Genomic DNA, 21,338 nt, shown 5'->3' with positions numbered 1-21,338 from the left:
GGGCTGCTCAGTTCACCGGCGTCAGAAGAGCGGCGCCGGAAAGATGCGCCGCCAGGTTGTCGCGCTGAAGCCGGGCCATGGCGGCGCGGGTTTCCACCGAGCCGGAGCCCTGATGCGGCTGGATCACCACATTGGGCAGGGCGTAGAACCGCGGATCGATCTGCGGCTCGTTCAGGAACACGTCGAGCCCCGCTCCGGCCAGCTCTCCGGCCTCGAGCGCGTCGAGCATCGCCGCCTCGTCGATCGTCGAGCCGCGCGAGATGTTGATGATCACGCCGCGTGGCCCCAGTGCCGCGATCACCTCTTTCGAGACATACCCCTCGGTCGCCGGCCCGCCGACCAGCGCGATGAAAAGGACATCCACCGCCTCTGCCAGCGCCACCGGATCGGCGTAATAGCGCCAGCCCGGCGTCTCCTTTTCCGACCGCGCGTGGTAATGCAGCTCGCATTTGAAGGCAGCAAGCCGGTCGGCGATCTCGCGCCCGATGCGGCCGAGGCCGACGATGCCGACGCGGGCACCGCTGAGCTTGCGGTTGCGGCGGTACTCGCCCTCCTGCGCCCAGCGCCCGGACCGCGCCCAGGCCGAGGCCTGCTCCATCTCGCGCCCCTGCATCAGCCAGAGCGCGATGGCCAGATCGGCCACATCGTCATTGAGCACATCCGGCGTATTGGTCACCGTGATGCCGCGTGCGCTGGCGGCCTCGATGTCGATCGAATCGTAGCCCACACCGTAATTCGCCACGAGCCGCAGGTTCGGCAGATGCGCCATCTCTGCGGCGCCGAATCCCTGATGGCCCTTGTAGGCGACACCGGTAATCTCCGCGCGCAGCGGGTGCGGCAGGTTGGCGATCTCGCGCTCCTCGGCCAACGGGTGACACTCGAACGCCGCCGCCAGCGCCGCGCCTTCCTCTTCGGTATAGGCCCCGATGGCCAGAACTTTCGTCACAACACTTTCTCCTAACAAATTGTCAGCCGGCAATCCGGCCCTGATAAAGCCGCACGCGAATGCCGCCGTGATCGACCACCGGGCCGGGCTCGAGCTTGAGCCCGGTGGCCCGCGCCAAGCCGGCCTCGCTGGTCACGACGCCGACATGCCAGCCGGCGAATCGCTGTTTCAGCACCTGCCCGAAACTGCCGTACAGCCCGTAGAGCAGCTTCTTGTTGCCGATCCGGCCGCCATATGGCGGATTGGCAATGACCAACCCCTTCGGCCCGTCGGGCGGGCTCAGGTCGCTGATCGCGTGATGGCGAAACCGGGCGATCTGATCGACGCCGGCGCGCGCAGCGTTTTCACGGGCGTTGGCGATCGCGCCTTCATTGCGGTCGGAGCCGTGAAAGACCAGCGGGGTCTCGCGCGGCGTGACCGCCGCGCGCATCGCGGCCCAGGCGTCGGCGTCGAAACTGGCGAGCCGTTCGAAGGCAAAGCTGCGGCCGCGACCGGGCGCGAGACCCATGGCCATTTCCGCCGCCTCGATCACGAAGGTGCCCGAGCCGCACATCGGATCGACCACCGGCGCACTGCCATCAAAGCCCGCCCCGCGCAGGAACAGCGCCGCCAGCGTCTCGCGCATCGGCGCCTTGCCGGTGCCGGTCTTGAACCCGCGTTTGTGCAGCAGCGCGCCGGAAGTATCGACGCTGAAGGTGCAGAGATCGTCCTCGATCCGCACCCGAAGCACCAGCTCGGCCTCGGCGCCGAGGGCAATGCCCGCCGCCTCCAGCGCGCCCTCGACCCGCTGGGTCGCGGCCTTGGCATGGTAGATCCGCGATTTGCGGCAGGTCGCCTCGACCTTGACCGGCACATCGGCGCGCAACACCGCGCGCCAGTCCATCTTGCGCGCGCGCTTGTCGAGCTGCGCCAGATGCAGGGCGCGAAATTCGCCGATCCGGGCCAGCACCCGGCTGGCGCCGCGCAGGACGAGGTTGGCGCGCCAGACTTCGGGCCAGCCGCCGCGGAAGGTGACGCCGCCGGGGGTGCAGGCCGGCGCGGCAAACCCGGCCTCGCGGGCCTCGTCACGCAGCAGCGGTTCCAGACCCGGAGGACAGGCGAGGAAAATCTCGAAACTATCGGACATTTCGGCTCCGTCCGGGCTGGCGCGCGGGAATTGAGTGGGGGCATTGGCGGGCGTGGCCCCCGGACCCCCGGTGTTGATCGGGCAGGTTGAAGCAGGCGCGCATCACTCCGGATGCTTGGGCACCTTGCGCGAAGGCGCCGTATAGGGCCGCGTGACATCCTTGAGGGTGACCTCCAGCGCCTCGACCTCGAGCCGGACGGCGCCATCGCCGGCCAGCGTCAGCAGCACCTCGCCGGTGCCGTCCTCACCGGGGGTGAAACTGACGGCGAGAAGCGAAAGGATCAGATCGCTGTCACTGCGGTCGATGCCCTGGCTCGCCACCTTGAGAACATTGTCGATCACCAGCAGCGATTGCACCCGCTCCGGGGTCCGCTGCCGGCGTTCGGCGGCGGTCAGGTCTTCCCAGCGGAAGCGGTTGGCCAGCAGGGCAAAGCGGCGGGCCCTGGGCTGCCAGCGCATTTCGGTGATCGGAAACACCGCATCCTGCGCCAGCGCCGAGAGGATTTGCAGATCGTCGGGATCGAGCGCCGCCAGGTAGAGCGGCGCCTCGCGGCCCTCTTCGAAGGTTGCGTCCTGGCTCATGCCTCCTTGACCCTCTCGATCCTGGCGCCGACGGCGCTCAGCTTGTTCACCACGTTTTCATAGCCCCGATCCAGGTGGTAGACCCGGCTGACCCGGGTTTCGCCCTCGGCGGCCAGTCCGGCCAGGATCAGCGACACCGAGGCGCGCAGATCGGTGGCCATCACCGGCGCCCCCTTGAGCCGCTCGACCCCGTTCACCCGGGCCTGACCGCCATGCACCTCGATGTCGGCGCCCATGCGGGTCAGCTCCGGGGCATGCATGAACCTGTTTTCAAAGATGGTCTCGTCAAGCACCGCAGATCCTTCGGCGGTGCACATCAAGGCCATCATCTGCGCCTGAAGATCGGTTGGAAAGCCCGGAAAGACCTCGGTTTTCACGTCCACCGCCCGGACCCGGCCATTGCGGCGGGCGACCTTGAGGCCGGTGTCGGTCTCTTCCACCGAGATGCCGGCGGCGTCGAGCTTTTCGGCAAAGGCCTGCACCAGCTCCAGCTTGCCGCCGAGGCACTCGACCTCGCCGCCGGCGATGGCCGGGGCGATCATATAGGTGCCAAGCTCGATCCGGTCGGTCACCACCGGGTGGGTGGCGCCATGCAGCCGGTCGACGCCCTCGATGGTGATGGTTGCAGTGCCCTCGCCCTCGATCTGCGCGCCCATCTTGCGAAGGCAGCGCACCAAATCGACGATCTCGGGCTCGCGGGCGGCGTTTTTCAGCACGGTGGTGCCCTTGGCCAGCGTCGCCGCCATGACCGTGTTCTCGGTGGCGCCGACGCTCGCAAAGCGCAGCTCGTGCACTGTGCCCTTGAGCCCGCCAGGCGCCTTGGCGTGCAGGTAACCGTCCTTGAGCTCGATCTCGGCGCCCAGCGCCTCCAGCGCGGAGATATGCAGATCCATCGGCCGCGCACCGATCGCGCAACCGCCGGGCAGCGACACCACCGCCTGCCCCAGCCGCGCCAGCATCGGGCCGAGCACGAGGTTCGAGGCGCGCATCTTGCGCACGATATCGTAATGCGCGGTATGATTGTCGAGATCGTGGCTCGACATCGCGATCACCTGGCCATCCTGAAGCTGCGACACCTCGGCGCCGAGCGATTGCAGCAGCGTTGTCATCGTCTTGATGTCGGACAGCCGCGGCGCATTGGTCAGGGTGAGCGGTTCTTCGCTCAACAGCGTCGCCGGCATCAGCGTGAGGCAGGCGTTCTTGGCGCCGGCAATCGGGATCTGCCCGCTCAGCGGGCCATTGCCCGTCACGATAATCGAATCCATGCCTCTATTCGTCCTTTTGCTCGATCTGGTCGTCGGATGCGTCGTCCTGCGCCGCCCGGGCCCGGGCCTGCGCCTTCCTGCGCCCCAAGTTCGCTTTCAATGCCGCCTTGAGCCGCGCATCGCGGCCTTCATCGCGGGGCTTTTTTCCGGGTGTTTCGGTGTCGCTATCACGGGTCATGGCGCTGTGGTACCGCAAGTGCAAAAAAGGGTCCAGATTGCCCTTGCACTGCTGCGCGTTTGCGTCTAATCACCCGCCACGCCGCGGCTGATGCCGCAGGCCCCCGGCGCTGCTGTAGCTCAGAGGTAGAGCACTCCCTTGGTAAGGGAGAGGTCGAGAGTTCAATTCTCTCCAGCAGCACCATTTGACAATTTTGACCCTGCAAACCCGCTAAGACCTTGAAAGGTATGGCAGTTTCTATAGTTCGATAACCGTTTTCGCGGGAGTATCGAAGAGGCTCTACAAAGGCCAGCCGCAGCACGGTTTGGCGCAGGGATAGAGACCCATTTTCATATATACTCCAAGGGCTTGAGAGAAACTTCAGCGCGAGTTCAATAGACTCTCCAAACCTCCCCTTCGCTGGAATCATCTTCTCGGCTTCCTCAGTCAGCAGAAACTTCTCCCGCTCCAATTTCTCGACCCGCTTTTCAAGCGCAGAGATCACGGATGTACTCGACGACTCGACAATCCTGTCGAGCAGCTTGTTGATCTGGTCCTCAACGTCTGCCAGCTGGGCAAGCACCGCTTTCTTGGATCGTTTGGCTTCATCCAAGCGTGCATCCCATGCGCGCTCAAACATCATGCGCATGACACCGAAGAGCTTCTTCGTTGGCTGCATGGATTTGAGAATTTCCGCGAAACCTTCCTCGATCTTCGCGCGCGGGATCGACTTTCGCTTGGACCGACAGCCCGGTGTGTCGCACAGATAATATGGATAATGCTTGCGGCAGCCCTTGGACCAAGCTGCGGTCATGGGCTTGTCGCAATCATCGCAATGCACGAAGCCGCGAAGCGGAAAATCTGGGCTGAAATCGCGCCGAGCAGCAGGACGACCGCCATTCTCCAAGTTGTACAGAATCTTTTCATGCGTGCCGAAGCCGATCAGGGCTTCATGATGACCTTTGCGCAGGCTCACATCCCATGTCTCTGAATGCACGTACCCTGCATAAAGGGGGTTCCTGAGTAGCTTGGTAATCTTCCACGCTCGGATTTTCCCGTTTGGCAAATCGTAAGCGTCGTCTCGACCCCACGTTGCTGCTGATGGCTTCGGCTGCGAAGTGATCTCCATCTCATGATGGGGAGTGCGTTTCGCAATGTGCGCTACAAATTCGTTTCTCAAATCGCTGGGCGTCGAGATCTACGCGTCGGGTCATCGTCGGTGGCCGGATGAGGCAAAGGCCTTGGCCGTCTCGATGACCCTGGAAGCTGGAGCGACTGTAAATGCCGTAGCGGAGCGGTTTGGCATTCTGCCCAATCAACTTTCGGCGTGGCGACGAGAGGCCAAACAGGGCAAGCTGGTGCTGCCTGCAGCCGAAGTCGAGGAACCTGTCTTTGCGCCGCTCGTCGTCTGCGAGGTCGCCGAGGAGGAAGCGCGTCCGAAGGTAACTTCGCAGGCGGCCCCGATCAGGATCATTCGGGGGGCTGTTGTGATCGAATTGGCGCATGACATGCCCGTCGCCCGGGTCGCGGAGATCGTCCACGCGCTCGAGGCGCATCCATGTTGATGCCCTCGCAGGGTGTGCGGATTCTGGTGGCGACGAAGCCGGTCGACTTCCGCAAAGGCCATGACGGTCTCGCGGCCCTGGTCCAGTCTACTCTGGCGGAAGATCCGTTTACCGGAACGGTCTTCGTCTTCCGCTCGAAGCGCGCCGACCGAATGAAGATCCTGTTCTGGGACGGCAGCGGGCTCGTGATGGCCTACAAACGGCTGGAAGAGAGCACCTTCACCTGGCCTGCGATCAGGGATGGGGCCATGACGCTGAACCGGGCACAGTTCGAGGCCCTGTTTGCCGGCCTGGACTGGCGCCGTATACGATCGTTGGAGGTGCGCAGACCAGCTGTGGCAGAGTGACTCGCCCCAGGGAATGATAGGGCATCGACGCATTTGGCGCGGTATAATCCGCGCATGTCCAGCACCTCGCCCATCGACCTTTCCGCGATCCCCGAGAGCCAGCGCGCGGCCGTGCTGGCGCTGCTTCAGGAGAACGACGCGTTGAAGGATGCCAACCGGCGGCTCGAGCATCTCGTGGCTGAGCTGAACCACGTCGTGCATGGCAAACGCTCGGAGAAACTGAGCGAGGACGACCGGCAGTTGGCCTTCGAAGACCTGCAAACCGCAGTCGCGGAGGTCGAGACCCGCAAGGAGCAGACCGCGTCATCCACCAGGACCCCGCGCGCGACACGGCAGCGCAATCTCGGCCATCTGCCCGCGGACCTGCCGCGCATCGAGCGTGTCATCGAACCGGCGAGCCTTGAGTGCCCGTGTGGCTGCGGCCGCATGCACCAGATCGGCGAGGATCGGACCGAGCGGCTGGACATCGTGCCGGCGCAGCTTCGGGTGCTGGTCGACATCCGGCCGAAGTATGCCTGCCGCATCTGCTCGGATGGGGTCATTCAGGCTGTCGCCGCACCCCGGCTGCTCGAAGGCGGGCTGCCGACCGAAGGGGCCATCGCACATGTCCTGGTGTCCAAGTTCGCGGACCACCTGCCGTTTTACAGACAGAGCCAGATCCTTGCCCGCTCCGGCATCCAGATCGACCGCAGCACCCTGGCGGACTGGGCTGGCACAGCGGCCTTCCACCTCGGCCCCGTGGTCGACCGGCTGGCGGAACACATCAAGTCCTCCGGAAAGCTGTTCATGGATGAGACCACGGCTCCGGTCCTCGACCCCGGACGCGGCCGAACCAAGACCGGCTACCTCTGGGCCCTGGCCCGCGATGATCGCGGATGGGGCGGAGAAGACCCGCCCGGTGTGGTCTTCACCTACCAGCCCAGCCGCGCCGGCGCCCACGCGGAACAGATCCTTCAGGGGTTCGACGGTATCCTGCAGCTCGACGGCTACACCGGTTATGACCGGCTGACGCGCCCGTCCCGCAACGGCGGCGCGCCGATCACGGTGGCCCACTGCTGGGCGCATGCGCGTCGCAAGCTGAAGGAGGTCTTCGACCGCGACGGCTCGGAAATCGCCGCCGAGGGCCTGCGCCGGATCGCTGAACTCTACCGCATCGAGGCCGAGATCCGGGGCTTGGGCCCGGGCCAACGTCTGTCGGCCCGTCAGGCCCGCAGCGCGCCCCTCGTGGCCGAGTTCGGCGATTGGCTGCAGGCACAGCGTCTGCGTATCTCGGCCAAGTCGCGCCTCGGCGAGAAGCTGACCTACATCCACCGCCAGTGGGGCGGCCTGCAGACCTTCCTCCACGACGGCCGCGTCGAGATGGACTCCAACGCCGTCGAAAACCTGATCCGCCCGATCGCCCTGACAAGAAAGAACGCACTCTTCGCCGGCCACGACGAGGGCGGCCGCACCTGGGCCCGCATCGCCTCCCTGATCGCCACCGCGAAGATCAACGGCGTCGAGCCCTTTGCCTATTTGAAGGCGAACCTTGAAGCCATCGCCGCCGGTCACCCGGCCAGCAGGATCGACGAGCTGCTACCTTGGAACTTCATCCCGTCAAGCTGAACAGGCGTGGGGTGGCGACAGCGCTTACGGCAAATCCTTTGGGAACTCAGGTTTGGTTTCTAAAAACCGCTGCACTTCGGCTTGAGACGCGAAGCGACCATTTGCGTACCCTTCGAGGGCTTCTTGCACATACTCAGCAAGCAAACCGTCAGGAGACAGAAGCTTTCCGTGCACCTTATCGGTTATGTACTTGTAGCCTACTGGCGCATGAAAGACCCAATAGCCTTTCTCGATACGGGCAACCATCTTCTGTCGAACCTGTCGGCGGTTTTGCTCACGCTCTAGGGTCAGGACTCATAGCCAGTAAATGACGAGTGCGGCGAGAGCGATGGCTGACAGGAAGACCTTCGGGCACCGGTCGTATCGGGTCGCCACACGCCGCCAATCCTTCAGCCTGCCGAACATGATTTCGATCCGATTGCGGCGTCTGTAGCGGCGCTTGTCGTACTTGACGGTTTTCTTGCGCTGCTTGCGACCGGGGATGCAGGCGCGTATCCCTTTGTCTTTCAACGCTTCTCGGAACCAGTCGGCGTCATACCCTCGATCTCCGAGCAGCCATTCCACCTTTGGCAAACTGCTCACCAAGGCGCGGGCACCGATATAGTCGCTGACCTGACCGGCAGTGACAAACAGGTTGAGCGGTCGGCCCTGACTATCGCAGACCGCATGCAGCTTTGTGTTCATGCCGCCTTTGGTCCGACCTATCAGGCGTCCAGGCCCCCCTTTTTCACGCCCATGCTGGTCGCTGTGCGATGCGCCTTCAGGTAGGTGGCGTCAATCATCACGGTCTTCTCTTCGCCGTGCCCGGCAGCCAGTCCGGCCATCATCCGGGTAAAGATGCCTCTGTCACTCCACCGCTTCCAGCGGTTGTAGAGTGTCTTGTGTGGGCCATACGCACTCGGCGCGTCGCGCCACCGCAAGCCATTGCGATTGATGAAGATAATTCCACTCAACACACGCCGATCATCGACGCGGGGTTTGCCGTGGGACTTCGGGAAGAAGGGCTCAAGACGCGCCATCTGTGCATCTGTCAGCCAGAAAAGATCGGACATGTTCACCGCTCGTTTTTCGAACCGTGAATCACGCCGACAGGCGGAAATCAATGGGTCCTGACCCTAGAAAACCTGCTACGATGGCCGTCACGAGACCTTGCCCTGGGTCAGCGCCTGAAGCGATGGCAATCGCAAGACTAAGAGGTAAAGCAACCATGGCAACAGTAACACCAGCAATAAGATCGGCAACGAACTGCTGTATGTCATAAGTTTTGATCGTGGTTAGAATCTTAGGCTGTCTCATTATTCAGAACTAACACAGAATTCTGGAGTGATTCCAGATAATTGCGGCTATCGATTTCTCTCGTTCACATCTAAATTTCATTCTGTGTTTGTCCTATCTGTCCAGGTCAGGACCGTCATAGGACGGTCCATCACTTTTTTGCTCGCGCAGTTTGCGCAAACGATCATGCGCCGGCGTAGTCGAGGGGGTCTGGCGCTCGGGCTTGCGCTCCTTGAGCTTGTCGAAGCGTGGACGCTCCGGTTGCTTCTTCGGTTCGGTTCGCAACGTATCCAAGCGCTCGAAAACTGTCTTTGCCTTGGGTTCTTCGCCACGGCGCATCAGGCGATAATTTGTGGCATCATGATGCAGGGCGCGCAAGGCTTGCGCATGCTTCGTGCGCGCAGCATGGATTTCCTTTTGCAGATCGCCGCGTTCGCGCAATTGCGCATTGACCGTCATTTGCCGCTGATCCTGATCGCGGCGAAGCGCCCAAATCACTTCAAGATGGTTCTGTTTTTCGAGCTGAGCCCGCTTGCCTGTCAGGCGATCCCACAGGCCCATCATGCCTCTGCGAAAGCGATCCGCCCTTGTGCGGGATTCAGCTTCAAACCGCGCCTTCTGGCCTGCGTCCAGCTTGGCGCGTTCCACGGCATGCGCCTTCGCCATCTTCATGCGACGCATATTCAGTTGGTCGAGTTCGGCGCGTGCGGAAGCGCGGGCTTCATCGACATGCGACTTGATGCGAGGGAGTATATCTTCGGCGATCCGTTTGCGAGTCTCCTCAACGCTATTCAATGCGTCGGGCTTTCCAAGACGGGCGTGCAGCTCTCTCGTTTTCTTGCCCGTCGCCCGTGAGATCGAGATAACTTCACCTTCGAAGGTGACAGCCACATGGCCGCGCCGATCCCCGCGCGCCAAATAGAAGCCGCGTTCTTCGAGAGCGTGCGCGAAGGTGCGCGCTGAGTCCGAGGTCGCCCAGGCTTCCTGTATCAGTTCTTTCAATTCGCCCGCATGGCGTCCGATCCGTTTGGCCTGCTGCCATTCATCAAGTGAGAAGTTGCGGGGGTCGCGGTCCTTGGGATCGATCAAGCCGCGCGGCATCTGCCAGCCGTTCTCAAGATAGAGCTGACGCGAGACCACCCGCAGCTTATTCTTGTAGAACGACATCGGCTTGGCGGTCATCGTCTCGGGGTCGATCCGGCTCCATACCGCATGACAGTGCCGCCGTCCGTCCTTCTCGTGGAAGACGACGACGCGCGGCTGGCCCGTCAGGCCGTTTTTCTCTTCGATGGCTTCCAGCGATTTTTCGAAGGTACGGACGTGGACACGCTCGTTCTCTGGCGGGTTCAACGACACCGAAAACATGAACTGGCGACACTTCGTGCCCTTGGCGATGGCTTCGGCTTCGCGGAGCGCGCCGACAACATCTTCGGACATGAAGCCGCGAATATCATGCAGCTCGACATGCTCGTTTTCTTCGGTCTTGAGAAGATGCAGCCCGAGCTGCTTTGCGCCGCTTCGTTGTGATCCTTTCAGGATCATGACGGCTCCACATCGGTACGATGGCCGAGCGCGCGAAGAAGCTCGCGCCGCATCAGCGCCACGTCGGCGCAAGCGCGCCGAATGTCGCGTTCCGTGTCAGGGAGAACGGGCAGCGTGCCGAGATTGGCCATCTTGGCGAGCTGGTTCAGATTATTGGCGATCCTCGACTGCCCAAGCATGGCCAGCACCTGCGCCAGCTTCTGTTCATCCTTGATCGGGCGACGTGACCGCGCCCGTGCACGTTTTTTCTTGAGCCCCTGACCGTCGAAGACCTTGCGGCGGATATACGCCCCAAGCGGCATGTCGCCAGCCAGCTCTTCAAGCCTAGCCCGCTCTTCAAAAGTCAGTCTGAGGGAGAAGGGAGGTGTCTTCTTGGTCATCCAACCTCCCTGTGAACATCTATTTCAAGATCGTTCACAGGGTCGTCGATTGTCTCAAGTACCTGATTCCATTCAGAAAGAACTTCGAACAAATAGTTCGAGCTTTCTCTACTCAGGTGCACCATCTCTCCAAAGACCACGACGACAAAACACCGGGCTGTGCGTCGTGTGCCCGGCAGAGAAGCTTCCTTGCCCGGCCTGCGACTTCGCCGCAGAGGCCGCCGGCGCGAACCGCTTGCCTAATCGCCCGAGAGGAATATCCTCGCCTCATGTTCCCGCACCGCCATGCACGCCCGCCGTTCCTGATTGCCCGGAAGCGCCCGGCGATCGAATATGCGGTCGCCGGCGCCATAGGCGCTCTGTATCTCGATGGCATGAATCAAAGCCGCGCGCCCCGGGCCGCGCGGCATCTCTGAGGGCATCATGCTGGCCATTCTCGCGGATCGCAGCTACCGGCACCTGTTTCTGGCTCAGGTCGTGGCGCTGCTCGGCACCGGGCTGGCCACGGTGGCGCTGGGGCTTCTGGCCTATGATTTGGCCGGAGAGCGCGCCGGGCTTGTGCTGGGCATGGTCTTCACCATCAAGATGGTGGCCTATGTCGGCGTCGCGCCGATTGCCGGCGCCTTTGCCGACCGGGTGCCGCGCCGGGCGCTGCTGGTGACGCTCGATCTGCTGCGCGCCGGTGCGGCGCTGGCCCTGCCCTTCGTCACCGAAGTCTGGCAGGTCTATGTGCTGATCTTCGCCCTGCAATCGGCCTCGGCGGCCTTTACGCCGCTGTTTCAGGCGACGATTCCCGACGTCCTGCCCGAGGAAGACCGCTATACCCGCGCGCTGTCGCTGTCGCGGCTGGCCTATGACCTCGAGAGCCTGGTCAGCCCGCTGCTGGCCGGGCTGCTGCTGGCGGTGATGTCCTACAATGCGCTGTTTCTCGGCACCGTGGCGGGGTTTGTCGCCTCGGCCGCGCTGGTGATCTCGGTGCTGCTGCCGCGCCCGAAACCCGCCGCGCCGCGCGGCATTTACGACCGGATGACCCGTGGCCTGCGCATCTATCTCGCCACACCCCGGCTGCGCGGGCTGCTGGCGCTGAACCTTGCGGCCGCCGCCGGGGGCGCGATGGTTCTGGTGAACACCGTGGTGCTGGTGCGGGGCGATTTGGGGTTGGGCGCCAGTGCGCTGGGCTGGACAATGGCGGCCTTCGGTTCCGGCTCGATGCTGGCCGCGCTCGGCCTGCCGCCGCTGCTCGACCGGCTGTCGGACCGGCCGGTGATGCTCGCCGGGGCGGGCCTGCTTACCTCGGTGCTGGTCGGGCTGGCGGCGGTGCTGCTCTCGGCCGGATTGTCATGGGGCCTGCTGCTCGCCGCCTGGCTGCTGGCCGGGATCGGCTATGCGGCGGTGCTCACCCCCTCGGGCCGGCTCTTGCGCCGCTCGGCCCACCCCGAGGACCGCCCAGCAGTCTTTGCCGCGCAATTCGCGCTGTCGCATGCCTGCTGGCTGGTCACCTATCCGCTGGCCGGCGTCCTGATGACCGGTGCCGGCGCGCCGGCCACGCTTGTGAGCCTGAGCCTGCTGGCCGGGCTTGGCCTCCTCGCCGCACGGAGGCTCTGGCCGGCCGAAGACCCGCTGGTGTTGACCCATCGCCACGACGACCTGCCGCTCGATCATCCGCACCTCGACGGAAGGCGCACCCATGCCCATACCTATATCATCGACGACAATCACCGCAGCTGGGAGCGGGGCTGACGCCTAGCGGGCCAGCCAGCCGCCATCGACGTTGAGCACGGCGCCGGTGACGTAATTCGACGCCGGCATGCAGAGGAAGGCCACCGCCCCGGCGATATCGGCCGGATCGCCCCAGCGGCCCGCCGGGATGCGGCCGAGGATTTCGGCCGCACGCTCGGGGTCGTCGCGCAGGGCTGCGGTGTTGTTGGTGGCGATATAGCCCGGCGCCACGGCATTGACGTTGATATCGTGCGCCGACCATTCGTTGGCCAGCAACTTGGTCAGCCCGGCCACGCCATGTTTGGACGCGGTATAGGCCGGCACGCGGATGCCGCCCTGAAAGCTCAGCAGCGAGGCGATATTGACGATCCGCCCGCCGGTGCCGCGCGCGATGGCGGCCTTGCCGAAGGCCTGGCACATCAGGAAGACCGCCTTGAGGTTCACATCCATCACGTCATCCCAATCGGTCTCGGTATAATCCTGCGACTCGGCCCGGCGGATGATGCCGGCATTGTTGACGAGGATATCCAGGTGACCCGCCTCGCCCAGCCGCGCCGCCCCCGCCGCCGGATCCGAGAGATCGAGCAGCAGCGCTGTGCCGCTGCCGCCTGCCGCCTCGATCTGCGCCACGGTCTCGTCGCAGGAGCGGCGGCCGGCGGCCACCACATGCGCGCCGGCCTCGGCCAGCCCCAGGGCAATCGCCTGGCCGATGCCGGTGTTGGCGCCGGTCACCAGCGCCCGCTTGCCGGTGAGCTGGAAGGCGCCGCTCATCGCAGCTCCTCCATCGCCACCATGTCCATGTCGGTGAAATCGACATTGTCGCCCGCCATCGCCCAGCAAAAGGTGTAAGACGCCGTGCCCGCCCCGCAATGCACCGACCAGGGCGGCGAGATCACCGCCTCCTCGTTGGCCATGACGATATGGCGGGTCTCGTCGGGCCGGCCCATAAAGTGGAACACCCGCGCGTCCTCGGGCACGTCGAAATAAAGATAGGCCTCCATCCGCCGGTCATGGGTATGTGCCGGCATGGTGTTCCAGACCGAGCCGGGGGCGAATTGGGTATAGCCCATCAGGAGCTGGCAACTGTCGCAGACCTCCGGGTGCAGGAACTGAATGATGACCCGTTCGTTGGCGCTCTCGCGCGCGCCCATCTCGACACGGCGGGCGTCTTCCAGCCGGATTAGCTTGGTCGGACAGCGGCGGTGCGCCGGGGCCGAGAGGACGTAGAACCGGCCGCCGGAAAAGGTCACCGCACCGGCGCCCATACCGATATAGAGCACCTCGCCGCGCGCCAGGGTGTGGCGCTCGCCGCCGACCGTGACCTCGCCGGTTTCGGCCAGGTTCAGGATTCCCATCTCGCGCCGGTCGAGGAACGAGGGCGTCCCGGTCTCGGGCACAGTGTCGAGCGTCAGGGCGCTGCCGTCAGGCACCACCGAGCCGAGGATCAGCCGGTCGTAATGCGAATAGACCAGCTTGATCTCGCCGGGCGCGAACAGCCCGCCGACGTGGAAATGCTCGCGCAGCTTGGCGGTGTCAAAGCTCTTGGCGGTCTCGGGATCAACCGCATATCGGGTTTCGGCGGACGTCATGGAAATCCTTTCGGCATCAGTATGTGTGGGCGTCCCTGGCGAGGCGGCAGTTCCGGTCGCGGGCCGCGCAGGGCTGGCCTGCACCGCTCCGGGCCGCGCCATCTGCGGCCCCTGCGCCTGCCCCCTCCTGCAAACGCGACACCCAGCTAATATTCTAGACTCCCAGTTCTGTCAAACCCCGGTCATGGCAGGCGGCGCGGCTCCGAATGCACCTCGCCAAACGGCGCCGCACGCGCTAGATCGGCCGCATGGCTCATATTCGCTCTCTTTTTGTCACCCGCCTCTATCGCGCCGCCCTTGCCGAACAGGGCCCCAGGATCGACGCCGGTCAACTCGAAGCCTCCTGTCTCTCGATTGCCGAGGATGACGAGGCGGGCCAGGATTGGTGCGAGGCCAATGATTACCCGGGCTACACCTCTTATGCCTCGCTCAGCGATCTGCCCTGGCGCTTTCCGATCTTTGCCGATCTGGTCAGCGCGCTGGATGCCCATGTCGCGGCCTTTGCCGAGGATCTGGAGTTCAATCTCGACGAACGCCAGCTCAAGCTCGAGGATCTCTGGATCAACATCCTGCCCGAAGGCGGCTTCCACTCATCGCACCTGCACCCGCATGCGGTGATATCCGGAACCACCTATGTGGCGATGCCCGAGGGCGCCTCGGCGCTCAAGCTCGAAGATCCGCGCTCGGCCCGGATGATGGCGGCCCCGCCGCGGCGCAAGCAGGCGCGCGAGGAACTGCGTACATTTGTATACGAATCCCCCGCGGTCGGCGAAGTCTTGCTCTGGGAGAGCTGGCTGCGCCATGAAGTGCCGATGAACACCTCGGAAAACCACAGGATCTCGATCAGTTTCAATTACAGCTGGAGCTGACGGTCGCATTTTCGCGGGAATCTGGTATGGTGGGCGCCCCGAGTGAGTCCGAGCAACAGCGGGAGACACCACCATGGACGCCATTCAAGTCACCGACTACGCCAGCCGCCTTGTTTCAGCCCATGGCGACAAGGCCATCCTCGAAGTGTCGCAGAAAATGCGCGACTGCGAGGCTAGCGGCAAGACCGACGAAGCCAGAGATTGGGCGCGCGTGCGCGAAACCATCCACCGGATGCGCGGCCCGCGCCAGAAATAGACGGCCGTAGGCACCGGGATGTGACGCAACGCCGAGGGGCGGCAGGTCTACTCCGCCTCTTGTCAGCGGGAAGCCGCAAGGCTACCCCTGCGCCATGCGTATCATCCGCGACTATCAGTTCACCCAGGCCCCCGATCGCGGCGCCAGCGTTGCCATCGGCAACTTCGATGGCGTGCATCGCGGCCACCTGTCGGTGATCGATCTTGCCCGCCGGTCGGATGCGCCTCTGGGCATTCTCACCTTCGAGCCGCATCCGCGCGAATTCTTCGCTCCCGATGCGCCGCCGTTCCGGCTGATGTCGCCCGAGGCGCGCGCCGCGCGGCTCGAAAAACTGGGCGTCGATGTGCTCTATGAGCTGAACTTCAACCACGCGCTGGCCGGGCTGTCGCCCGAAGAGTTCTGCGGCCGCGTTCTGCGCGATGGGCTCGGGCTGCGGCATGTGGTGGTGGGGGCGGATTTCTGTTTTGGCCGCAAGCGCGCCGGCACCGCCGACGATCTGGTACGCTTCGGCCGCGAGATGGGCTTTGACGTCACCATTGCGCCGCTCTTGCAGGAGGGCACGGCGCAGGTCTCCTCCACCGCGATCCGCCAGGCGCTGAGTGACGGACGGCCGGAACTGGCGGCCGAGATGCTGGGCCATTGGCACCGCATCGCCGGCCCGGTGGTGGGCGGCGAACAGCGCGGCCGGACGCTGGGTTTTCCCACCGCCAACATGGATCTGACCGGGCTGCACCTGCCGGCGTTCGGTGTCTATGCGGTGCTGGTCGATGTCACCGACGGGCCGCACAAGGGCAGCTATCGCGGCGCTGCCTCGCTGGGCGTCCGGCCGCAATTCGGCGGTGCGGTGCCCAACCTCGAAACCTTCCTGTTCGATTTCTCCGGCGATCTCTACGGCGCGCATCTCTCGGTCGGACTGGTCTCCTATCTCCGCCCGGAGGCGACCTTTGCCAGCCAGGAGACCTTTATCGCCCAGATGCAGGCCGATTGCACCCGCGCCCGCGAGATACTGGCCACCACATGAGCGATCCGATCGACCGCAAGGGCCTGCCGCCCCGCTTCTGGGAGAAAAAGCCGCTCAAGGCGCTGACCCCGCAGGAATGGGAAGCGCTCTGCGACGGCTGCGGCAAGTGCTGCCTCAACAAGCTCGAGGACGAGGACACCGGACAGGTCGAGCTGACCTGCGTTGCCTGCCGGCTGTTCGATGATGCGAGCTGCCGCTGCTCGCAATACGAGATCCGCCACCAGTTCGTGCCGGAATGCATCGTGCTGACGCCCGAGAACATCGACAGCCACGCCTATTGGATGCCGAAGACCTGCGCCTATCGCCTGCTCTGGCAAGGCAAGCCGCTGCCCGACTGGCACCCGCTGATTTCCGGCACCCCCGAGAGCGTCCATGCCGCCGGCGTGTCGATGCAGCACAAGACAGTGCCGGAATTCGAGATCGACGACGACGATTGGGAAGACCATATCATCGAGGAGCCGACCTGAGATGTTCTTTGCCTCCGACAACACCGGCCCGGTCCACCCCCGCGTGATGGAGGCGCTGGCCGAGGCCAATGCCGGCCACATGCCCTCTTACGGCAGCGACGACCTGACCCGGCAGGCCGAAGACCGCATCCGCGAGATCTTCGAAGCGCCCGAGGCCGCCGTCTACCTCGTCGCCACCGGCACCACGGCCAATGCGCTGGCGCTGGCCTGTCTGACGCGACCCTGGGACACCGTGTTCTGTACCCCCGAAGCGCATGTTCAGGTGGACGAATGCAATGCGCCGGAGTTCTACACCGGCGGCGCCAAGCTCACCCTGGTGGGCGAGGCCGACCGGATGACGCCCGCCGCACTGGATGCCACGATGACGCATCATGGCTCCGGCGATGTTCATATCGCCCAGTCCGGCCCGGTGTCGCTGACCCAGGTGACCGAAAACGGCCGGCTTTATGCGCTGGACGAGCTGCGCGCGCTGACTGAGGTGGCGAAACGCCATGCCAACCCGGTGCATCTCGATGGCGCGCGCTTTGCCAATGCGATTGCCGCGCTGGGATGTACCCCCGCCGAGATGACCTGGCGGGCCGGCGTCGACGTGGTGAGCTTTGGCGGCACCAAGAACGGGCTGATGGGGGCCGAGGCGGTGGTGCTCTTCGACCCGGCCAAGGCCCGCGAATTCGAGCTTCGGCGCAAGCGCGGGGCGCATCTCTATTCCAAGCACCGCTATCTTGCCGCGCAGATGCTGGCCTATCTCGACGACGGGCTCTGGCTCGAGATGGCGGCAGCGGCCAATGCCAATACGGCGCGACTGGCCGAAGGATTGCGCGGCTGTTCCGAGGCGGCGTTGCTTTACGAGGTTCAGGCCAACATGATCTTCTGCACCCTGCCACGCGGGCTGCACCGCAAGCTGCATGCGGCCGGGGCACGGTACACGCTCTTCGGTTCGCTGGACGGCCCGGAGGACGAGGCGGTGCGGGCTCGGTTTGTTTGCGACTGGTCGGTGAGCAAGACGGATATCGACCGGTTCACCGGCCTGCTGGGCGCATAGGGCCAGGGGGCTACCGGCGTTCGCGCCCCGCGGACCTGCTCAATACGAATGCGCCGCGTAGATCCGCGAGAGATCGCCACCCCAATCGCCCTCGAATTGCTCGACAAGCTCATCCGCCGGCACCTTGCCGCTCTCGACGCTTTCGCGCAGCGCATTGAGGAAATGTGTCTCGTCCGGCACCAGCCCGCCCGAGCCGGCGCGCCCGCGCGCCACCAGACCAGCCTCGGAGATCGCCAGCACCTCGCGCGCCAGATCGTGCATCTTGACCCCGCCGGCCTCGGCCGCCAGCCCCCCGACCGAGGCGGCAACCCGCAGCGCTTCGCGGGTCTCGGCATCCCAGTCTTTCACCAGATCCCAGGCGGCATCCAGCGCGCCCTGATCATAGGTCAGCCCGACCCAGAAGGCCGGCAGCGCGCAGAGCCGGCGCCACGGGCCGCCATCGGCGCCGCGCATCTCGATAAATTTCTTCACCCGCGCCTCGGGGAACAGCGTGGTCAGATGATCAGCCCAGTCGCTCATCAAGGGCTTTTCCCCCGGCAGCGCCGGAAGCTCGCCTTTCAGGAAATCGCGGAACGACTGGCCCAGCGCGTCGATGTATTCGCCATCGCGGTAGACAAAATACATCGGCACATCGAGCGCATATTGCACCCAGCGCTCGAAACCGAAGCCGTCATCAAAGACAAAGGGCACCATGCCGGTGCGGGCATCGTCCAGATCGCGCCAAATGCGCGAGCGCCAGGATTTATGGCCATTTTTCCGCCCCTCGAAGAACGGCGAATTGGCAAAGAGCGCGGTGGCCACCGGTTGCAGCGCGATCGCCACCCGCATCTTCTGCACCATGTCGGCCTCTGAGCCGAAATCGAGGTTGACCTGCACCGTGCAGGTCCGTCGCATCATCGCCCGGCCCATGGTGCCGACCTTGCCCATATAGGCATCCATCAGCTTGTAACGGCCCTTGGGCATCAGCGGCATCTGGTCGTGCTGCCACTCCGGCGCGGCGCCAAGGCCGATAAAGCCGACGCCGATCTCGTCGGCGATGTCCTTGACCTCGCGCAGGTGCACATTCACCTCGTCGCAGGTCTGGTGAATGGTCTCCATCGGCGCGCCCGAGAGCTCCAGCGCGCCGCCGGGTTCCAGGCTGACGTTGGCGCCGTCCTTTTCCAGCCCGATCAGCTTGCCGCCCTCGGTTACCGGTGCCCAGCCATGCCGGTCGCGCAGCCCCGAGAGCACCGCCTCGATCGAGCGCGCGCCCTCATAGGGCAAGGGCTTCAGCGTGTCCTTGCAATAGCCGAACTTCTCGTGCTCGGTGCCGATGCGCCAGTTTTCCTTGGGTTTGCAACCCGCTGCGAGGTACTCTGCCAGTTGCTCGTGGCGTTCGATCACACCGCCGCCGGATTGAGGAATGGACATGGGCGCAGCTCCGATCGTGGCCTTCAAGGGTGTGCAAGGGATGGGCGGAAATTTCCCGGCTGTCAATGCAGGGCGGGGGCGATCTGCCGGCGCTGCCAGATCACGACTTCGCGCGACGTATCGCTGCCGAGTTCGCGCAGCATGTACTCGGTACGCAGGCCGGGCAGGCTGGTGAAGGCGTCAAACAGCTGGTCCGCGCCCTTGGCGGTGACGGGAATGTGAAGCGGGTCGTGGCCCGGCTGGGCGAGGATCCAATGCGCCGGATGCATCCGCCGGTCGAGGCTGAGGCGCGAAAGGTCGGCCATGTCCACCGCGCCGCCGGTGAGTGGGCCGAAATAGGCCACCCGGCCTTCGACGATCTGCACCACGCCCGGCCCGTCCGCGCCGTCGCGGAACCGCCCCCGTTGCAGGCCCAGCACCACCAGCGCGCCGGCCATGGCGGTGAGCACATAGCCCAGCCCGTTGATCATCCAGCCGATGGCCCCGAAGCCCCACCAGAGCCCCAGCGCCAGCAGCCCGACCCCGGCCAGCACCTCGCGCCAGCGCCAGAGCGCCCGACGCACTTCGGGGCGGACAAAGCTCATGTCGCCGCACCCAGAATGTGGCCCTGTTTCAGCAGGGCGACCCGGTAATCGCCCCGACGCCGAAAGCCGATGCGCTCATAGGCCTTGGCTGCGGTGGGCGAGGCGGCAAACAGGATCGCGCGCGCGATGCCCCGGGCGCGCCATTGCCGCAGCTGCGCCGCCACCATACGCCCGCCCAAGCCCTGTCCGCGCAGCGCCCGCGGCACAAAGACGCCGCCGACCTGCACCGCTTGGCCGGCGCGGGCGGTAATCGAACTCATCGCCACGGGCTGGCCTGCTTCGGACAGAAAGGCAAAGCGCTCGCTGCCGATGGCCGCCATGGCGCGGGCCGCGCCCTGCTCCCTGGCGGCGGGGCCGGCGGCCATCCCGGTGTCGAGGAGAAGCGTGGTGAACCATTCCGCCAGCAGCGCTTTGTCATCCTCCTGCGCCGGCCGCAGGGCATCGGCGCTCTCTGGCAGACCGGCGCAGTCGAGCCCGTAGAGCGGCTGAACCTCGTTGACCTGCCACAGTGACGTTGGCAGGGCAAAGACATCGAGCACCCGCTGCACCTGATCGGCCGCCCCGGTCATGCCAAGTATCGGCGTCCCCTCCAGAGCACGGGCAAAGGCGCCCGCGGCCGCGGCCGTCATGGCCGGCATCTGGCACATCAGGTATCCGCTGCGCGTCACGCCGAACACGCCGGTGATCTCGCCGGCTTCCTGCCAGAGGAAATACCGCGTGGCATGGTCATGCGCCGATCCTCCCACGCCATGCGCCTCGAGATTGCCGAGCAGGAACATCGAGGTCTCGATATGCGTCTCAAGAAAGCCGCGCAGGGCGGCAACATCGGCGGGGCCGGCCGGCCGCATCATTGCCAGTCTCCCAGCACCGACTGCCACAGCGTCAGCGCCGCCACCGCCGCGGTTTCGGCGCGCAGGATGCGCGGCCCGAGCGCCACCGGATGGGTGAAATCAAAGCCATGCAGCCGGGCACGCTCGGCCTCGGAAAAGCCGCCTTCGGGGCCGATCAGGATGGCCCAGGGACCGGCAGGGCCATCCTTCAGCGCCGCAAGCCCGGCCTGCGCCGAGGCGCCGCCCGCCTGCGCCTCGTCACAGAACATCAGCCGCCGGCCCGCCGGCCAGCCATCCAGCAGGCGCGAGAGTTTCTGCAAATCGGCCACCTCGGGCACGAAGGTGGCACCGCATTGCTCGGCCGCCTCCACCGCATGGGCGCGCTGCTTCTCGGCGCGGATGCGCTCGGAATTGGTGAAATCGCTCTGCACCGGCAGGATGCGCCGCACCCCCAGCTCCACCGCCTTTTCGACGATGAAATCGGTGCGCGCCTTCTTGACCGGGGCAAAGATCAGCCAGATGTCGGGCGGCACTTCCTGCGGCTTGCTCTGCGCGCGGCAGACCAGCACGCCGCCGCGTTTGCCCGCCTGCGCCACCTCGGCGCGCCATTCGCCATCGGAACCGTTGAACAGCAAAAGCTCGGCACCCGCCTCCAGCCGCATCACCCCGAAGAGGTAATGCGCCTGCGCCCGTTCCAGAGGAATGGTTTGCCCCTGCCCCAGCGGGTGATCTACATACAGCCTGACCGTGCCACTCATGGG

At 64.9% G+C, this 21,338-nt stretch carries 25 protein-coding genes, 1 tRNA gene and 2 pseudogenes; 10 read left to right on the top strand and 18 right to left on the bottom strand.

Annotated elements, in window-relative coordinates:
• Nucleotides 1–7 precede the first annotated feature (7 nt).
• The 5 genes from AC0J5K_RS01030 to AC0J5K_RS01010 form a co-directional block, all read right to left on the bottom strand.
• A complete protein-coding gene (locus AC0J5K_RS01030; RefSeq protein WP_274566141.1) occupies nucleotides 8–946 on the bottom strand; it encodes a 2-hydroxyacid dehydrogenase in 939 nt (312 codons plus the stop codon).
• A gap of 22 nt (nucleotides 947–968) precedes the next feature.
• On the bottom strand, nucleotides 969–2,072 hold the full coding sequence (locus AC0J5K_RS01025) for a THUMP domain-containing class I SAM-dependent RNA methyltransferase (RefSeq protein ID WP_274566143.1): 1,104 nt from the start codon (nucleotides 2,070–2,072) through the stop codon (nucleotides 969–971).
• Between the two features lie 102 nt (nucleotides 2,073–2,174).
• The gene (locus AC0J5K_RS01020; protein WP_274566144.1) at nucleotides 2,175–2,654 is read right to left on the bottom strand and encodes a DUF2948 family protein; all 480 of its coding nucleotides are present in this window, start codon (nucleotides 2,652–2,654) and stop codon (nucleotides 2,175–2,177) included.
• Nucleotides 2,651–3,919, bottom strand: a complete 1,269-nt coding sequence (gene murA, locus AC0J5K_RS01015; protein ID WP_048529171.1) for a UDP-N-acetylglucosamine 1-carboxyvinyltransferase — start codon at nucleotides 3,917–3,919, stop codon at nucleotides 2,651–2,653. The genes AC0J5K_RS01020 and murA overlap by 4 nt, the downstream gene beginning before the upstream one ends.
• A gap of 4 nt (nucleotides 3,920–3,923) precedes the next feature.
• Nucleotides 3,924–4,097 carry a hypothetical protein gene (locus AC0J5K_RS01010; RefSeq protein WP_170850568.1) on the bottom strand — a complete coding sequence of 58 codons (174 nt, stop codon included), beginning with the start codon at nucleotides 4,095–4,097 and terminating at the stop codon, nucleotides 3,924–3,926.
• Between the two features lie 108 nt (nucleotides 4,098–4,205).
• Here AC0J5K_RS01010 and AC0J5K_RS01005 point away from each other — a divergent pair.
• Nucleotides 4,206–4,280: transfer RNA gene (locus tag AC0J5K_RS01005), tRNA-Thr, on the top strand.
• A gap of 547 nt (nucleotides 4,281–4,827) precedes the next feature.
• On the opposite strand, the pseudogene AC0J5K_RS01000 reads toward AC0J5K_RS01005, so the two are convergent.
• A pseudogene (locus AC0J5K_RS01000) lies at nucleotides 4,828–4,890 on the bottom strand (hypothetical protein); the annotation flags it as partial.
• A 427-nt stretch (nucleotides 4,891–5,317) separates the two neighbouring features.
• Here AC0J5K_RS01000 and AC0J5K_RS00995 point away from each other — a divergent pair.
• Genes AC0J5K_RS00995 through tnpC form a run of 3 tightly spaced genes read left to right on the top strand, consistent with a single transcriptional unit; the run spans nucleotide 5,318 to nucleotide 7,593 of the window.
• Entirely contained in the window at nucleotides 5,318–5,641 is a 324-nt protein-coding gene (locus AC0J5K_RS00995) for a transposase (protein ID WP_083416213.1), read from the top strand.
• Entirely contained in the window at nucleotides 5,635–5,988 is a 354-nt protein-coding gene (gene tnpB, locus AC0J5K_RS00990) for an IS66 family insertion sequence element accessory protein TnpB (protein WP_274566147.1), read from the top strand. Before AC0J5K_RS00995 ends, tnpB begins: the two co-directional genes overlap by 7 nt.
• Nucleotides 5,989–6,042: 54 nt before the next feature.
• Complete coding sequence (tnpC, locus tag AC0J5K_RS00985; protein ID WP_420398484.1) at nucleotides 6,043–7,593, top strand: IS66 family transposase; 1,551 nt, start codon at nucleotides 6,043–6,045, stop codon at nucleotides 7,591–7,593.
• Between the two features lie 24 nt (nucleotides 7,594–7,617).
• On the opposite strand, the gene AC0J5K_RS00980 is transcribed toward tnpC, so the two are convergent.
• From AC0J5K_RS00980 to AC0J5K_RS00955, 6 genes and pseudogenes are all read right to left on the bottom strand, one after another.
• Nucleotides 7,618–7,839 (bottom strand): hypothetical protein, encoded by a 222-nt coding sequence (locus AC0J5K_RS00980; protein ID WP_473009728.1) that lies wholly within the window; start codon nucleotides 7,837–7,839, stop codon nucleotides 7,618–7,620.
• Between the two features lie 48 nt (nucleotides 7,840–7,887).
• Nucleotides 7,888–8,645, bottom strand: a protein-coding gene (locus AC0J5K_RS00975; protein ID WP_141224905.1) for an IS5 family transposase whose coding sequence is annotated in 2 segments (ribosomal slippage) — nucleotides 7,888–8,309 and nucleotides 8,309–8,645 — 759 coding nt in all. Because the reading frame shifts where the segments join, the coding sequence is not laid out codon by codon here.
• 64 nt (nucleotides 8,646–8,709) lie between these two features.
• Nucleotides 8,710–8,889: pseudogene (locus AC0J5K_RS00970) on the bottom strand (SulP family inorganic anion transporter); the annotation flags it as partial.
• A 93-nt stretch (nucleotides 8,890–8,982) separates the two neighbouring features.
• The gene (locus AC0J5K_RS00965) at nucleotides 8,983–10,410 is read right to left on the bottom strand and encodes a relaxase/mobilization nuclease domain-containing protein (RefSeq protein ID WP_274566091.1); all 1,428 of its coding nucleotides are present in this window, start codon (nucleotides 10,408–10,410) and stop codon (nucleotides 8,983–8,985) included.
• The gene (gene mobC, locus AC0J5K_RS00960) at nucleotides 10,407–10,790 is read right to left on the bottom strand and encodes a plasmid mobilization relaxosome protein MobC (protein ID WP_274566093.1); all 384 of its coding nucleotides are present in this window, start codon (nucleotides 10,788–10,790) and stop codon (nucleotides 10,407–10,409) included. The genes AC0J5K_RS00965 and mobC overlap by 4 nt, the downstream gene beginning before the upstream one ends.
• Before the next feature lie 239 nt (nucleotides 10,791–11,029).
• Nucleotides 11,030–11,224: a hypothetical protein gene (locus AC0J5K_RS00955; protein ID WP_283646429.1), complete on the bottom strand. Its 195-nt coding sequence runs from the start codon at nucleotides 11,222–11,224 to the stop codon at nucleotides 11,030–11,032.
• Here AC0J5K_RS00955 and AC0J5K_RS00950 point away from each other — a divergent pair.
• Nucleotides 11,214–12,530, top strand: coding sequence for an MFS transporter (locus tag AC0J5K_RS00950; RefSeq protein ID WP_274566094.1), 1,317 nt, complete (start codon nucleotides 11,214–11,216; stop codon nucleotides 12,528–12,530). The two genes, AC0J5K_RS00955 and AC0J5K_RS00950, sit on opposite strands and share 11 nt — an antisense overlap.
• A 3-nt stretch (nucleotides 12,531–12,533) precedes the next feature.
• Here AC0J5K_RS00950 and kduD read toward each other — a convergent pair whose 3' ends face one another.
• On the bottom strand, nucleotides 12,534–13,280 hold the full coding sequence (gene kduD / locus AC0J5K_RS00945; protein WP_074837507.1) for a 2-dehydro-3-deoxy-D-gluconate 5-dehydrogenase KduD: 747 nt from the start codon (nucleotides 13,278–13,280) through the stop codon (nucleotides 12,534–12,536).
• On the bottom strand, nucleotides 13,277–14,098 hold the full coding sequence (gene kduI / locus AC0J5K_RS00940; protein WP_274566097.1) for a 5-dehydro-4-deoxy-D-glucuronate isomerase: 822 nt from the start codon (nucleotides 14,096–14,098) through the stop codon (nucleotides 13,277–13,279). The genes kduD and kduI overlap by 4 nt, the downstream gene beginning before the upstream one ends.
• Nucleotides 14,099–14,346: 248 nt before the next feature.
• On the opposite strand from kduI, the gene AC0J5K_RS00935 reads away from it, so the two are divergent.
• The 5 genes from AC0J5K_RS00935 to AC0J5K_RS00915 all read left to right on the top strand — a co-directional run bounded on the left by AC0J5K_RS00935 (nucleotide 14,347) and on the right by AC0J5K_RS00915 (nucleotide 17,753).
• The gene (locus AC0J5K_RS00935; protein WP_074837505.1) at nucleotides 14,347–14,967 is read left to right on the top strand and encodes a TIGR02466 family protein; all 621 of its coding nucleotides are present in this window, start codon (nucleotides 14,347–14,349) and stop codon (nucleotides 14,965–14,967) included.
• Between the two features lie 73 nt (nucleotides 14,968–15,040).
• Entirely contained in the window at nucleotides 15,041–15,223 is a 183-nt protein-coding gene (locus AC0J5K_RS00930; RefSeq protein WP_048529165.1) for a hypothetical protein, read from the top strand.
• A 94-nt stretch (nucleotides 15,224–15,317) separates the two neighbouring features.
• On the top strand, nucleotides 15,318–16,244 hold the full coding sequence (locus tag AC0J5K_RS00925) for a bifunctional riboflavin kinase/FAD synthetase (RefSeq protein WP_274566100.1): 927 nt from the start codon (nucleotides 15,318–15,320) through the stop codon (nucleotides 16,242–16,244).
• Nucleotides 16,241–16,711, top strand: coding sequence for a YcgN family cysteine cluster protein (locus AC0J5K_RS00920; protein WP_274566102.1), 471 nt, complete (start codon nucleotides 16,241–16,243; stop codon nucleotides 16,709–16,711). Before AC0J5K_RS00925 ends, AC0J5K_RS00920 begins: the two co-directional genes overlap by 4 nt.
• A gap of 1 nt (nucleotide 16,712) precedes the next feature.
• Complete coding sequence (locus tag AC0J5K_RS00915; RefSeq protein WP_074837502.1) at nucleotides 16,713–17,753, top strand: threonine aldolase family protein; 1,041 nt, start codon at nucleotides 16,713–16,715, stop codon at nucleotides 17,751–17,753.
• A 39-nt stretch (nucleotides 17,754–17,792) separates the two neighbouring features.
• Here AC0J5K_RS00915 and AC0J5K_RS00910 read toward each other — a convergent pair whose 3' ends face one another.
• The 4 genes from AC0J5K_RS00910 to AC0J5K_RS00895 form a co-directional block, all read right to left on the bottom strand.
• Entirely contained in the window at nucleotides 17,793–19,163 is a 1,371-nt protein-coding gene (locus tag AC0J5K_RS00910; protein WP_074837501.1) for a glutamate--cysteine ligase, read from the bottom strand.
• Between the two features lie 62 nt (nucleotides 19,164–19,225).
• Entirely contained in the window at nucleotides 19,226–19,747 is a 522-nt protein-coding gene (locus AC0J5K_RS00905; protein ID WP_074837500.1) for a hypothetical protein, read from the bottom strand.
• Complete coding sequence (locus tag AC0J5K_RS00900) at nucleotides 19,744–20,598, bottom strand: GNAT family N-acetyltransferase (RefSeq protein WP_074837499.1); 855 nt, start codon at nucleotides 20,596–20,598, stop codon at nucleotides 19,744–19,746. The genes AC0J5K_RS00905 and AC0J5K_RS00900 overlap by 4 nt, the downstream gene beginning before the upstream one ends.
• A complete protein-coding gene (locus AC0J5K_RS00895; protein ID WP_274566105.1) occupies nucleotides 20,595–21,335 on the bottom strand; it encodes a 16S rRNA (uracil(1498)-N(3))-methyltransferase in 741 nt (246 codons plus the stop codon). Before AC0J5K_RS00895 ends, AC0J5K_RS00900 begins: the two co-directional genes overlap by 4 nt.
• Nucleotides 21,336–21,338 lie beyond the last annotated feature (3 nt).

The organism is Marinovum sp. E3, from assembly GCF_055755275.1.
This window is presented reverse-complemented; position numbering and strand designations above follow the sequence as displayed.